This window comes from Kosakonia sp. H02 (assembly GCA_030704225.1).
Lineage (GTDB): Bacteria > Pseudomonadota > Gammaproteobacteria > Enterobacterales > Enterobacteriaceae > Kosakonia.
In genome coordinates this window covers 2,483,213-2,495,866 of the sequence record CP131915.1, presented here as the reverse complement: position 1 = coordinate 2,495,866, position 12,654 = coordinate 2,483,213, and the positions used below count along the sequence as shown (strand labels likewise).

Below are 12,654 nucleotides of genomic sequence, written 5' to 3'. Positions count from 1 at the left end.
TAGACGTAACCGGCGCAGGTGGCTGCGCCGACATCATTACGCACTTTTCCCTTGTTGCGCGCGGATCAGCGTGACCAGTCCTTCAACTGACTGTAGCAAACTTCCGTCATTATTCAGCGTCAGGCACCCGTCGGGGGTGTAACGCGCCGCTCTTTCCAGCCGCGCGGCAATCTCCGTTTCGCTCTCGCGCCCGCGCTTTTCCAGCCGTTGGCGCAAAATCTCTGGCGATATTTGCACATAGACCGGCAGCAACTGGTCGCCATACTGTGCCTGCGCCTGTGGCAGATGCCCGCGCGAACCGTTCACCACCACATCAAAACCGGCCTGTAACCAGAGGTCTATTTCCGCGCCGATACCGTAGTAAAGATCGTTGGCATGCCAGCTCAGGGTAAAAAGATGCTGCCCGGCGCGGGTAAAAAATTCCTTTTCACTCAGGGCGATATGGTTTTCGCTACCGGCGCTGGCCGGGCGCGTGATATAGCGGTGCGCCACCAGCAACTGCGGATGCTCCCGCTGGCGCAGCGCCGCCAGTAACGTGTCTTTTCCCGCGCCGGATGGCCCTATTAACCAGATCAGTCTGCCCATCAAAACACCCTTTTCCCCTCGCGCCAGACATGGTCAATGTGCACATGGTCACCTTTGTGGTGCGCCAGAACCAGATCCGCCCGCTTGCCTTCGGCAATCACGCCGCGATCGTCAAGCTTCAGCGCCCGTGCCGGGTTTTTCGTCACCAGATGGATGGCCTGTGGCAAGGTGAATGCATTCTGCTCATCCAGCGCCACGCGAAACGCCGCATCGAGCAGGCTGGCGGGGTAATAATCGGACGACAAAATATCGAGCATGCCAAGCTGCGCCAGTTTATGGGCTGCCACATTGCCGGAGTGGGAACCGCCGCGCACGATATTCGGCGCGCCCATCAGCACACTCATACCGTGCTCGCGGGAGGCTTCTGCGGCGGCAAAAGTGGTGGGAAATTCGGCGATCACGCTGCCTAACTGGTGGGATTCCACCACATGATCGCGCGTGGCGTCATCGTGGCTGGCAAGCGGCAGGTTGCGCGCGCCACACATGGCGGCAATCGCCAGCCGGTTGGGCTGCGACCACTCGGCGGCCAGCGCCAGTTGCTCCTGCTCAAATTGATCCATCTGTTCGTCAGTGAGATGATATTTGCCCTGATAATAGTCGCGGTATTTCTCATAGCTGGCGTACTGGCGCTGGCCTGGCGAGTGATCCATCAGCGACACCAGCGAGACCGGCTCGCGGCCAACCAGTTTTTCAAACAGCGGCAACGTGGTGTGATGAGGCAATTCGCAGCGTAAATGCAGCCGGTGTTCGGCGCGGTTGAGGCCGCGTTTTTGTGAATCTTCCACGGCATTGATCATCTTCTCCAGATTCTCCAGCCGGTCGCCGCCGTCGCGCACATCGCCAATCGCCACTGCATCCAGCACGGTGGTAATGCCGCTGGCGACCATCAGCGCGTCGTGGCTGCTCATCGCCGAGTGCGCAGGCCAGTCCACTTTCGGGCGCGGGGTGAAAAATTTATCCAGGTTATCGGTATGCAGTTCGATAAGACCGGGCAGCAGCCAGCCGCCGTCGCCATCGTGCGCGCCAGGTTGTTGGCTTTGGGTTTCGGCAAACGCGCGGATAATACCGTCGCGCATCTCAAGCGAACCGCTGACCACCTCGTCTTCGAGGATCAGTTTGATATTGTTGATAATCATGCGTGGCTACCCATCGGATAGAGGCGGTCGGCAACATGCTCGCGCACGCTGCCATCGTGAAAGATGCCGACAATCGCTGCGCCGCGCGCTTTGGCCTGCGCGATCAGTTCAACGACGGCGGCGCTGTTTTTTTCATCCAGTGACGCAGTAGGTTCATCGAGCAGTAAAATCGGGTACTCATTGATAAAACCGCGGGCGATATTGACGCGTTGCTGCTCGCCGCCGGAAAACGTTGCGGGCGCAAGGTGCCACAAACGTTCTGGCACATTCAGCCGGGTGAGCAACTCGCCTGCTTTTTGCGCACACGCTTCGCGCGACACGCCTTTTTCCAGCAGCGGTTGCATCACCACATCCAGCGCGCTCACGCGGGGAATAACGCGTAAAAACTGGCTGACCCAGCCAATGGTGTGACGGCGCACATCCAGCACTTTTCGCGCCGGAGCCTGTACCAGATCCACCCACTCATCATCATGTTTGACATAAATATGCCCGGCGTCCGGCAAATAATTGGCGTACAGCGATCGTAAAAGTGTCGATTTCCCGCTGCCGGAATGGCCGTGCAGCACCACACATTCACTGGCGTCGACAGTGAGCGACGTTTCGCGCAGCACCGGCAGATGCACGCCGTTTTGCTGATGCAGGACAAAGGTTTTGCTGACATTTTCCACACGCAACACAGTCATCATCCACTCCTTAATTTTGCAATACCGAGGAGACCAGCAATTGGGTGTACGGGTGATGGGGATCGTCGAGTACGCGGTCGGTTAACCCACTTTCCACCACCTGACCCTGTTTCATCACCAGCAGGCGGTTTGCCAGCAGGCGCGCGACGCCCAAATCATGGGTCACCATCACCACCGCAAGGTTCATCTCCACCACCAGCCCGCGCAGTAAGTCCAGCAAACGCGCCTGCACCGACACATCCAGCCCGCCGGTGGGTTCATCCATAAACACCAGTTTGGGTTGTGTGACGAGGTTGCGGGCGATTTGCAAACGCTGCTGCATCCCGCCGGAAAAGGTGGTGGGCAGGTCATCAATGCGCGACGGCGGAATTTCCACATCATCAAGCCACTGTTCGGCGCGGGCGCGGATATCGCCATAATGCCGTGCGCCGGTCGCCATCAGCCGTTCGCCGATATTGCCCCCGGCGGACACCTGGCGGCGCAGGCCATCGAGCGGATGTTGATGCACCACGCCCCATTCGGTGCGCAACAGGCGGCGGCGCGCAGCTTCGCTCATCGCGTAGAGATCGCGGTTCTGCCAGGTGATGGTGCCCTGTTGCGGCACCAGCCGCGCCGAAATGGCGTTCAGCAGGGTGGTTTTGCCGGAGCCGGATTCGCCGACAATGCCCAGCACTTCGCCCGGCCACAAATCGAACGACACATCGTGAAAGCCTTTGCCTGGCGCATAAAGATGGGAAAGGTGGTTCACCGTAAGCAGCGGTTGGGTCATTTGCGTAAAGCCTCGCTCTGTTGGCGGCAGTAATCGGTATCGGAGCAGACAAACATGCGCGTGCCGGTATCATCCAGCACCACTTCGTCGAGATAACTGTGGGTCGAGCCGCAAATGGCACAGGGGTGATCCCATTTCTGCGGCGCGAAGGGGTAATCGTCAAAATCGAGGCTCACCACCGGCGTAAACGGCGGCACGGCATAGATACGCTTTTCGCGCCCCGCGCCAAACAGTTGCAGGGCGGGCGTCATATGCATTTTCGGGTTATCAAACGCCGGGATGGGCGACGGATCCATCACGTAGCGTTCATTCACGCGCACCGGCCAGGCGTAGCGCGTGGTGAAATTGCCAAAGCGGGCGATATCTTCATACAGTTTCACCTGCATCACGCCGTACTCTTCCAGCGCGTGCATGGTGCGGGTTTCCGTTTCACGCGGTTCGATAAAGCGCAGCGGTTCGGGGATCGGCACCTGATAAATGAGGATCTGATCTTCTGCCAGCGGCGTTTCGGGAATGCGGTGGCGGGTCTGAATAAGTGTTGCGTCGGCCGTGCGCTCGGTGGTTTCCACGCCCGTCACGCGGGTAAAAAACTGGCGAATAGACACGGCGTTGGTGGTGTCGTCCGCGCCCTGATCAATCACTTTCAGCACGTCATCTTCGCCGATCACGCTGGCGGTAAGCTGGATCCCGCCGGTGCCCCAGCCGTAGGGCATGGGCATTTCGCGCCCGCCAAACGGCACCTGGTAACCGGGGATCGCCACCGCTTTGAGCAGCGCGCGGCGGATCATGCGTTTGGTCTGCTCATCAAGAAAAGCAAAGTTGTAACCGGTCAGCGCGTTAGCCACGGGGTCTCTCCTGTTGAAGCTGTCTGAGCAAATCCAGTTCGGCCTGGAAATCAACGTAATGGGGCAGTTTGAGGTGCGAGACAAAACCCGCCGCTTCGACGTTATCCGCGTGCGCCAGCACAAACTCTTCATCCTGCGCCGGGCTTTTTATTGCTTCGCCGTACTCGGCGGCTTGCAGGGCGCGATCCATCAGCGCCATCGCCATCGCTTTGCGCTCGCCCATGCCGAACACTAAACCGTAGCCACGGGTAAAATGCGGCATCTCATCCTCCGGCGCGACGAAGCCGTTGACCATTTCGCACTCGGTTATCAGCAGTTCACCGATGTTCACCGCAAAACCCAGCTCTTCCGGCACAATTTCAATCCCGATATAGCCGCTGCGGATCTCTCCGGCGAAAGGGTGATTGCGCCCGTACCCTCGCTGGGTGGAGTAGGCCAGCGCCAGCAAATAGCCTTCGTCGCCGCGCGCGAGTTGTTGCAGGCGTGACGCACGCGAGCAGGGGAAAACCGGCGGCTGGCGGGTGATATCGTCCGGCGCAGCGTTGCTGTCGCACTCGGCTTTTGCCAGCCCTTCCTTCACCAGCAGGCTAAAGACATGGGGCGTGGCGGCGTGTTCTGGCTCTGCTTCGCGGGGGATGAGTTCCGGCGTTTCGCCTTCGGCGAGTAGCGCGAAGTCCAGCAGGCGGTGGGTGTAATCGTACGTCGGGCCAAGTAACTGGCCGCCGGGAATATCTTTATAGACCGCCGAAATCCGGCGCTCTAAACGCATCTTCGCGCTGTCGATGGGTTCGCTTACCGCCAGGCGCGGCAGCGTGGTGCGATAAGCGCGCAGCAAAAAGATGGCTTCGACGTTATCGCCGCTCGCCTGTTTCAGCGCCAGCGCCGCCAGCTGCCGGTCGGCAATGCCGCCTTCGGTCATCACGCGATCGACGGCCAGATGCATCTGCTCCGCAATTTGCGCGACGCTCAGCTCCGAAAGCGCATTATCGCCACGGCGTTTATGCTCCTGGAGCGCATGGGCCGCCGCGATGGCTTTTTCGCCCCCTTTGACAGCAACGTACATCAGTACACCTCCACCAGCGTGGTTCTTGGGATAGCCAGCGCGCGCTCGCCGCAGGTCAGGATCACATCAATGCCTGTGGGGAAGGCGTGCGGGCGGTCGGTAAACTCATCGGTAATGCACTCCGGCAACTGCGGGGCAATCATGCGCTCTTCCTGAATGCCGGGGCCTGTCAGGCGCAACATGCGCCCGCCACTCAATGCCGGGAGTTGTAAAATCAGGGTTGCGCTGTTTTCCGGGCTGATATCACTGCCGCCCGGTAGCGCGCTCAGTTGTTCGGCGCTGAGCGTGTGATCGGCAATGGCGAACAGCGCGTGCTGCGGCTGCTCAACGAGCGGCGCACTGGTGTGAAAGCGCAGGTTCTGGCGCACCAGATCGTTATCCAGCGCCGGGGAAAGCCAGAGCGGCGTGTCGTTATCGACTAAGGTGAGCAGCACGCTGGTGGTGGCCGGGTTGAGCGGCGGCCAGCCGTGTTTGATGTGCGGGAGTGAAATGATCACGCCCGGCTCGCTCATCGCTTTTAACAGGCGACGAAAACAGTGTTGGGCATCGTGAACGGCGGATGCGAAAGCGGGTTGTAAGGTCATGCGTTATCTCCGCGAACCAGGGTAAAGAAGTCGACCCGGCTGGCGTTGACTTCGGCCTGGCGCGCCTGAATACGCGCGCCACGGTCCGCTTCCAGCGGGGTAATCAGGGTTTCCATCAACGTCTGGAAGTAAGAGGGTTCCTGTAACAGTGCATCGCAGACGGCGCAGCGTTCGGCGTGGCCTTTGTCGCGCCCGAGCACCCAGCTAAAGCCAAGCGTGCCGCTTTCCAGGCGAATAACCGCTCTGGTTAAGGTGGCGTCGCCGGGGAAAAAACGATCGCCGGTGGCCCCCATGCGCGCCTGGATTTGCACTAGGCCCGTTTGCGGCGCGCGCACATGTTCATAAACGGGCGCCAGGCCGAGGGTGCGCATTCTTCCGCGCAACATCTCGGGCGTGGCGTGAGCGAGCGCCGCCATCCAGCGCTGGCGAGTGGGCGTATCAAAATGCATTCAGTGCTCCATGGTGAATTCAATCATGTCGGCGCGGGTCAGGCTGACGGAGTATTCCGTGGCGTTGACCTCGCCTTCGCGATGGTTAAGGGTGCGCACGCAGAGCAGCGGAGCCATGTTGGGGATCTCCAGCCAGCGGCTCTCTTTGACCTGCGCGCGGCGGGCGCTGATCCGCGTCTGGGTGCGTTTCAGGCTGATCCCGGCCTGCTCGCGTAAAAAGTCGTGCAGCGAGCCGCTATCAAACTGTTGCAGCAGCGGCCACAGTTGCAGGTCGGCGAAGTAGTGATCGATAAGACACAGCGCGATACCGTTCACCCGGCGGCGTGTGCGCAGGTGAATGACGTTATCGCCCTCCTGAATGCCGAGCGCGTCGGCGACATGGCCGGAGGCCGGACGCAGCACCGCCAGCAGTCGCTCGCTGGTGGGATGGCTGCCCTGGTCGAGCAGGTTCTGGCTAAAACGCGCCTGTGCGTTGAGCGGGTAATCGAACGGGCGTGTCAGGACTAAAACGCCCACGCCCTGGCGGCGCTGAACCCAGCCTTTTTCGACCAGTTGATCAATCGCCCGGCGAAGCGTGTGGCGGTTGACCTGAAAACGGGTAGCCAGTTGCTGTTCAGCGGGTAACCAGTCGCCGCAACGGTATTGCGTGCGTAACTCCTGCTCCAGTTTTGCGGCAATTTCCTGGTAGCGCGTGGGGTAGCTGGTCGGATGTCTGGATAAGTGCATGGTCATCATTGCCCCGCAGGATGAGAAAATGTGGTCCTATCGTGCAGAGCAAATGTTGCAATTCGGTTATGTATTGATTGCGAAGGGATGAATAAAGAAAAAGGAGCCGCAGAGGGCTCCTTGGGTCGGACAGGGGCTAAGCGGTAAAAACCGCCTGGCGAATCATCAGTTCTTTTTAACGAATTCCGATTTCAGTTTCATTGGCCCGAAGCCATCGATTTTGCAGTCGATATTATGGTCGCCTTCCACCAGGCGAATATTTTTTACCTTCGTGCCGATCTTCAACATTGAAGAACTGCCTTTTACTTTCAAGTCCTTAATTACGGTGACGCTATCGCCATCGGCGAGCAGATTACCGTTCGCATCTTTGACGATTAATTCATCGGCGTCATGAGCGGGTTCGGCATCGTTCCACTCATGGGCGCATTCCGGGCAGATGAACATGCCATTATCTTCATACGTATATTCGGAATGACATTTGGGACAGTGGGGAAGTTGCATAGGGTTTACCTCAAAAAAAGAGCAGACAGAACCGGGCGTTAACCGGCACAAAAGGCACAAAGCCTGAAAGGCCGCGATTATACAGCAAAACCGTACAATTGCCGTTGTTATTATTTTTTTCGCTAAAAAGATAAAAATGCGATGTCCGTGACATAACCAACCATTCTGTTAAGCGATGCTTATATCACCGCATCATTGAGAAAGAACTTATGGCAGATATTTAGAATAATTGCTGGCGGAAATTGCCAGCAATTACTAATTCATATAAGGTGGCAGGCAGCATTCGGTGTTATTTGATAACCAGACTGTCATGCCTGCTAAGCCCGCCATTCCTGGCTGATAATTGCCTCTCATTTTGGGTGGGTAAATAAATGATGATATATCCTGGCGACTCCTGAAAATGCGCTAAGCTTTAACTCTCTGGTTTTTATGACCGGAGAGCTATCGTTGTCCTTTTTTGCGAGAAAACTAATATATTTTCTTGATTATCTTCAGATGCTTATCTTTTTGAAAATATTTTCCACACGTAATTATAAAAGCCGTAACTTCACTAATAAAACAACCCGGCTAAATAAAAGTAAGTAAGTTTGCGTTAAGGAAAGACTTTTAACATGCACACACAAACAATTTTCGAATTAAGCCAGGAAGCAGAAAGGCTTTTACAACTTTCTTTGCATAATCTCCTGGCGCTAAAACAAATGCCGGCCGCAACGTTTGATGAAACAAGCGCACTCGGGCAGCCGGAAAAAACCAACGTGTTGCCTTTGCATTTCAGCGCGCGCGGCGTTGAGGCGCAACAGGCCACTTTGCAAAACGAATTACGCAAAATTACCCGGCTGGAGATGGTGCTGGCGATTGTCGGCACCATGAAAGCAGGCAAATCAACCACGATCAACGCGATTGTGGGTACGGAAGTGTTGCCCAACCGCAACCGACCGATGACGGCGCTGCCGACGTTAATTCGCCATACGCCGGGTCAGAAAGAGCCTATTTTGCACTTCTCCCACGTCGGGCCAATTGATGCGCTTGCGCAGCAGTTGCAAACACGTTTGTTCAACTATGACCGCGAGAAGCTGGCGCAAAAAATTGAGATCGATCGCGACATGGCCACGCTGCTGGCGCGCATTGCGCAAGGGGATGCGTTTGATAAACACTACCTCGGCGCGCAACCCATATTTCACTGCTTAAAAAGCCTCAACGACTTAGTGCGTTTATCCAAAGCGCTGGACGTCGACTTTCCCTTCTCCGCCTATGCGGCGATTGAACATATTCCGGTGATTGAAGTGGAGTTCGTGCATCTGGCGGGGCTGGATAAGCAACTCGGCCAATTGACGCTGCTTGATACGCCGGGGCCGAACGAAGCCGGACAGCCGCATTTGCAGAAGATGCTTAACGAGCAACTGGCCCGCGCCTCGGCGGTGCTGGCGGTTATGGATTACACGCAACTGAAATCCATTTCTGATGAAGAGGTCCGCCGCGCCATCTCTGCCGTTGGCCGCTCGGTGCCGCTGTATGCGCTGGTGAATAAGTTTGATCAAAAGGACAGAAACAGCGACGACGAAGATCAGGTCAGGGCGCTGATTTCCGGCACGCTGATGAAAGGCAATATCAACCCGGCGCAGATTTTCCCGGTCTCTTCCATGTGGGGCTATCTGGCGAACCGTGCGCGTCATGAGCTGCAAAACAACGGTCGGTTGCCGGATCCACAAGCGCAGCCGTGGGTGCAGGATTTTGCCGAAGCGGCGCTCGGTCGCCGCTGGCGTTCTGCCGATCTGGATGATATTGAACACATTCACCATGCGGCCAATTTGCTGTGGGAGGATTCGCTGTTTGAGCAGCCGATCCGCAAATTACTTCATGCCGCTCACGCCAATGCCTCGCTGTATGCACTGCGCTCCGCCTCGCATAAGTTATTGAATTACACCCAAAGCGCCCGTGAATATCTGGATTTTCGCTACCAGGGGCTGACCGTGGCTTATGAAAAGCTGGAACAAAATATCACCCGGCTGGAAGAGGACATGGCGCTGCTGCGCACTTGCCAGGCGCGTGTCAGCGACGAAGTGGAGCATGAAGTGGAAGAGGCGCTGGCGGCGGCGGACATTTTTATCCACGGCCAGCAGTTTGAGATTGTCGAAGCCATTGATGCCTGGTTTCATGATGGTCAGTTAATGGCGATGGCGAACGAAAGTCAGGCGGATTTGCGCCTTGATGAACATTTCAGCCCCGGTCAGTTAGTGCTGGAAAACGAAGGCCAGGCGCAGGTGGCTTTAAGCAAAATCCGCTCGGCCTGTGAAACCATTTTACTGGCGGCGCAGGAGCGTATCAGCCGCGAGCTGGCGCTGCGTTTTGATGAGCTGGAAAACATTCTGACCCGTGCGTTAAATGATGCGATGCGTCCCATCGAAACGCGGATCAAAGAAGAGTTGAGTCATACCGGTTTCCGGGCGCGGATCTCCTTCCCGGCGTTCCAGTCGAGCGCGCTGAATTTTAATACCCGCGCGCTGTTCAGCAATGCGATTGCCCCCCAGGAGACCACCGCCGCGCAGGCAAGCCGCCCCGGCAGCGTGCGAGAAACGGTGTCGCGCTGGCTGAATAACCCCAGTTGGGGCTGGGATGATTATGTTGCCACCCGCACCCGCTATGTGATTGACGTTGGTGCGCTGCACCAAAAGTTGATCGACCATGTCGCGCATTTTTGCGAGCAAATTCGCAAAGCGTTAAACGCGCAGGTTGATGTGTCCGTGACGGCGGGAATGGCCACCTTTTTTGCTGAGTTTTCGTTAAGTCTCACCGCGTTGCAGGAGAGTTTGCGTAACAGTCTGGCTATCCGCCAGCAAAACGAATCCTCTGTGACGGCCATGCGACAGCATCTGCAACACTGCATCAGGACGGCGAACTGGATCCATGAGGACGCGCGTCTGTTACGCGACGATATTCAAACCCTATTCGCGGCAGAATTACCATGAAAAATCAATTACTGGACGGGCCAGCCCGCGTTCTGGAGTGTATTCATCCAAAATTTATCGTCGATTTGGTACAAGGCGCGGACGCGGCACGCCAGATGCCAGACGTGCCGCAACAGCAGGTGTTTCGTGAACGGCTGGCGCAGGAGATAGTGGCGCAAACCCAGCTTCGCCCGTGGGCGATGTCCGGCATGCTCAATGAAAACGATGCGTTGCGCTTAGGGCTGGCGGAAAAACTGACCAGCATGCTTGACCCCGGTCACCTGGCATTAACGCGCATCACCGAACGGCTGCACGCCATGCAGCACCGCCCGGCAAGCGCCACGCCCGGTGCGCAACAGCAATACGACGAACTGGTAAAGCACTTTAGCCAGCGCACGGCATTCAAAGAGAAAGCGCTGACTCAGCGCGGCCTGGCGGTGCAGGCGGGAGATCACAGCGAACAAGTTTTTGCTCACTGGCGTGCGGGCAGTTACGACGGCTGGTCGATGGCCGGGCGCTGTTATATCGCGCTGGAAGAGCTGCGCTGGGGCGCGTTCGGTGACGCCTGTCGCTTAGCCAATAATGATGTGGCGTCGATGCTGAAAGATAATCTGCGCGCCATGGCGGCCGATTTTCTGGCGCAGGGTATTCATGCGTCTGTGGCGACGCGCCATTTCTACCATCAATGGCTGGCAACGCCTTCAACACCGGGATTGATGGATTACAAAGATCTGCTCGGCTGGCTGGGCGACTGGAGTGATGCCGAACGCCACCCGATTTGCTGGTCGGTCACGCAGAGCTGGCAAACCGTGGCGCTGGGGATGCCAAGACTTTGCTCGGCATCCCGTATCGCCACGGCGATGGTTGATGAGATATTCGACGACCGTTAGTGGCTGGCAGACCCGGCGGCGGTTTCTGCTGCGTTTGCCGGGGCAGGTACGTTACCAAAGCGTTTCGCATACAGCGCAGTGATAATCGGCACCAGAATGGCGGTGACAATCACACTCGCGGCCACCAGCGCCGTTGCGCTTGCGGCAACCGGTTCAAAGGCCGGGTTAATCTGCGCGATAATCACCGGGTTTGCGACTGCCGCACCCGCGGCGGAAGAGGCAGCCACGCCCGCCGTACCGTTACCGCCGCCAATCACGCGGTCGGCGATAATCAACGGAATACCGGTGATGATGATCACCGCCACGCCTAAGAAAATACCCAGCAGACCGGTATCCATAATCACGCTCAGGTTGATGGTGTTACCCAGCGCGAAACCGAAGAACGGGATCAGTACCGGCGTCGCTTTGCTGAAGAAGGCGCGCAGGTCGTGATCGAGGTTACCGAGCGCAAAACCAATCAGAAACGGCAGCACCGCGCCGACAAAGTGGTGCGGCTCAAAAGAGGCCAGACCCGCAGAACCGAGAATAACCATGGTCATCAGCGGGCCAGATTCCAGCGACATCAACACGAACGCGCCAGACTCTTCTTTACTGCCGTACTGGTTCATCAGGCTGGCATACAGACCGCCGTTGGTCATATCCATTGCCGAGACGATCGCCAGCACGGAAATCCCGGCGAAGAAACCGGTCTGGATGCCGGTATCAGGAATAAAGGAGGCGGCAATCATCGCTACCACCCAGGCCACGGCGATTTTGGTCAGCACCAGCGTGCCGGATTTGCGCAGTACCGTTCCGGTTGCACGTAAATCAATCGATGCGCCAATACAAAAAAACCATACCGCCAGAATCGGCACCGTGCCGCTAATCATGCCTTTGGTGAAAGAACCAAAATAAGCACCGGTGTCCGGTGCCAGGGTATTCATAATTGCGCCTAACAGCAGCGGAACCAACATCATCCCGCCGGGAATACGTTCAATTGTGGCCTTGATTTTCATAATGAATCCTCACTGCTCGTCATCGAAATGAACGAGGAAGCTAAAAATTAATATTTCGTAGTTTCAATGTGTTAAAGCATTCAGTTATCAGAGCTTTCTTCGCGCTGCTGTTTGAGGACGTATCATGCTTACTTTGGAATATCTATTCAATAAGAATGAAACATTGTTTTAGTTATCTCGATCACATATTCCACGTAAAGATTTATCAATGTTTCTTTATTTATTTTTGCTGTGAATAAGTTGTAAAAAAGCGCAATTTTTTGCTGGTCAGAACGGCGTGAGAAAAGTGGTAAAAACAAGCGGTAATTGTCGCAAGTTAAAACTATGTGAATTTGATCACATTTTTTAACTCTGTTAGGGTAACCGGGTTATTCACTGCCCAAATGGTTCGGTTGTACAGGCTTTGAGCAGCCTGTGTAAGTAAACCTGCTACGCTTGAACAGAAAGGCTAAGAAGCCGCAAAAACGCCTGAAGGGAATGAGA

Annotated in this window: 13 protein-coding genes; 2 read left to right on the top strand and 11 right to left on the bottom strand. The window is 56.5% G+C overall.

Translation table 11 applies throughout. The features are described from left to right. Positions 1–36 precede the first annotated feature (36 nt). The 10 genes from phnN to Q5705_11750 all read right to left on the bottom strand — a co-directional run bounded on the left by phnN (position 37) and on the right by Q5705_11750 (position 7,341). On the bottom strand, positions 37–588 hold the full coding sequence (phnN, locus tag Q5705_11795; GenBank protein WLI75282.1) for a ribose 1,5-bisphosphokinase: 552 nt from the start codon (positions 586–588) through the stop codon (positions 37–39). Beyond that, the gene (gene phnM, locus Q5705_11790; GenBank protein ID WLI75281.1) at positions 585–1,721 is read right to left on the bottom strand and encodes an alpha-D-ribose 1-methylphosphonate 5-triphosphate diphosphatase; all 1,137 of its coding nucleotides are present in this window, start codon (positions 1,719–1,721) and stop codon (positions 585–587) included. The genes phnN and phnM overlap by 4 nt, the downstream gene beginning before the upstream one ends. Then, a complete protein-coding gene (phnL, locus tag Q5705_11785; GenBank protein ID WLI75280.1) occupies positions 1,718–2,404 on the bottom strand; it encodes a phosphonate C-P lyase system protein PhnL in 687 nt (228 codons plus the stop codon). The genes phnM and phnL overlap by 4 nt, the downstream gene beginning before the upstream one ends. Positions 2,405–2,414: 10 nt before the next feature. Continuing rightward, positions 2,415–3,173, bottom strand: coding sequence for a phosphonate C-P lyase system protein PhnK (gene phnK, locus Q5705_11780; protein WLI75279.1), 759 nt, complete (start codon positions 3,171–3,173; stop codon positions 2,415–2,417). Continuing rightward, a complete protein-coding gene (locus tag Q5705_11775) occupies positions 3,170–4,018 on the bottom strand; it encodes an alpha-D-ribose 1-methylphosphonate 5-phosphate C-P-lyase PhnJ (protein ID WLI75278.1) in 849 nt (282 codons plus the stop codon). The genes phnK and Q5705_11775 overlap by 4 nt, the downstream gene beginning before the upstream one ends. Beyond that, positions 4,011–5,081: a carbon-phosphorus lyase complex subunit PhnI gene (locus tag Q5705_11770; GenBank protein WLI75277.1), complete on the bottom strand. Its 1,071-nt coding sequence runs from the start codon at positions 5,079–5,081 to the stop codon at positions 4,011–4,013. The genes Q5705_11775 and Q5705_11770 overlap by 8 nt, the downstream gene beginning before the upstream one ends. Beyond that, positions 5,081–5,665 carry a phosphonate C-P lyase system protein PhnH gene (gene phnH, locus Q5705_11765; GenBank protein ID WLI75276.1) on the bottom strand — a complete coding sequence of 195 codons (585 nt, stop codon included), beginning with the start codon at positions 5,663–5,665 and terminating at the stop codon, positions 5,081–5,083. Before phnH ends, Q5705_11770 begins: the two co-directional genes overlap by 1 nt. Then, entirely contained in the window at positions 5,662–6,114 is a 453-nt protein-coding gene (gene phnG / locus Q5705_11760; GenBank protein WLI75275.1) for a phosphonate C-P lyase system protein PhnG, read from the bottom strand. The genes phnH and phnG overlap by 4 nt, the downstream gene beginning before the upstream one ends. Then, entirely contained in the window at positions 6,115–6,840 is a 726-nt protein-coding gene (phnF, locus tag Q5705_11755; protein WLI79020.1) for a phosphonate metabolism transcriptional regulator PhnF, read from the bottom strand. Positions 6,841–7,005: 165 nt separating this feature from the next. Then, positions 7,006–7,341, bottom strand: a complete 336-nt coding sequence (locus Q5705_11750; protein ID WLI75274.1) for a zinc ribbon domain-containing protein YjdM — start codon at positions 7,339–7,341, stop codon at positions 7,006–7,008. A gap of 611 nt (positions 7,342–7,952) precedes the next feature. Between Q5705_11750 and crfC the strand changes: the two genes are divergently transcribed. Together crfC and Q5705_11740 are read left to right on the top strand one after the other, a co-directional pair. Then, on the top strand, positions 7,953–10,307 hold the full coding sequence (gene crfC, locus Q5705_11745) for a clamp-binding protein CrfC (protein ID WLI75273.1): 2,355 nt from the start codon (positions 7,953–7,955) through the stop codon (positions 10,305–10,307). Further along, the gene (locus Q5705_11740) at positions 10,304–11,176 is read left to right on the top strand and encodes a diguanylate cyclase regulator RdcB family protein (protein ID WLI75272.1); all 873 of its coding nucleotides are present in this window, start codon (positions 10,304–10,306) and stop codon (positions 11,174–11,176) included. The genes crfC and Q5705_11740 overlap by 4 nt, the downstream gene beginning before the upstream one ends. Here the strand turns inward: Q5705_11740 and kdgT are convergent. Continuing rightward, a complete protein-coding gene (gene kdgT / locus Q5705_11735) occupies positions 11,173–12,171 on the bottom strand; it encodes a 2-keto-3-deoxygluconate transporter (protein ID WLI75271.1) in 999 nt (332 codons plus the stop codon). The two genes, Q5705_11740 and kdgT, sit on opposite strands and share 4 nt — an antisense overlap. Positions 12,172–12,654: the final 483 nt, after the last annotated feature.

Excerpts from the sequence above, each read along its gene's own strand:
- phnM (WLI75281.1), bottom strand. The coding sequence starts at position 1,721 with ATGATTATCAACAATATCAAACTGATCCTCGAAGACGAGGTGGTCAGC.
- phnL (WLI75280.1), bottom strand. The coding sequence starts at position 2,404 with ATGACTGTGTTGCGTGTGGAAAATGTCAGCAAAACCTTTGTCCTGCAT.
- phnK (WLI75279.1), bottom strand. The coding sequence starts at position 3,173 with ATGACCCAACCGCTGCTTACGGTGAACCACCTTTCCCATCTTTATGCG.
- Q5705_11770 (WLI75277.1), bottom strand. The coding sequence starts at position 5,081 with ATGTACGTTGCTGTCAAAGGGGGCGAAAAAGCCATCGCGGCGGCCCAT.
- phnH (WLI75276.1), bottom strand. The coding sequence starts at position 5,665 with ATGACCTTACAACCCGCTTTCGCATCCGCCGTTCACGATGCCCAACAC.
- phnG (WLI75275.1), bottom strand. The coding sequence starts at position 6,114 with ATGCATTTTGATACGCCCACTCGCCAGCGCTGGATGGCGGCGCTCGCT.
- phnF (WLI79020.1), bottom strand. The coding sequence starts at position 6,840 with ATGCACTTATCCAGACATCCGACCAGCTACCCCACGCGCTACCAGGAA.
- Q5705_11750 (WLI75274.1), bottom strand. The coding sequence starts at position 7,341 with ATGCAACTTCCCCACTGTCCCAAATGTCATTCCGAATATACGTATGAA.
- crfC (WLI75273.1), top strand. The coding sequence starts at position 7,953 with ATGCACACACAAACAATTTTCGAATTAAGCCAGGAAGCAGAAAGGCTT.
- Q5705_11740 (WLI75272.1), top strand. The coding sequence starts at position 10,304 with ATGAAAAATCAATTACTGGACGGGCCAGCCCGCGTTCTGGAGTGTATT.
- kdgT (WLI75271.1), bottom strand. The coding sequence starts at position 12,171 with ATGAAAATCAAGGCCACAATTGAACGTATTCCCGGCGGGATGATGTTG.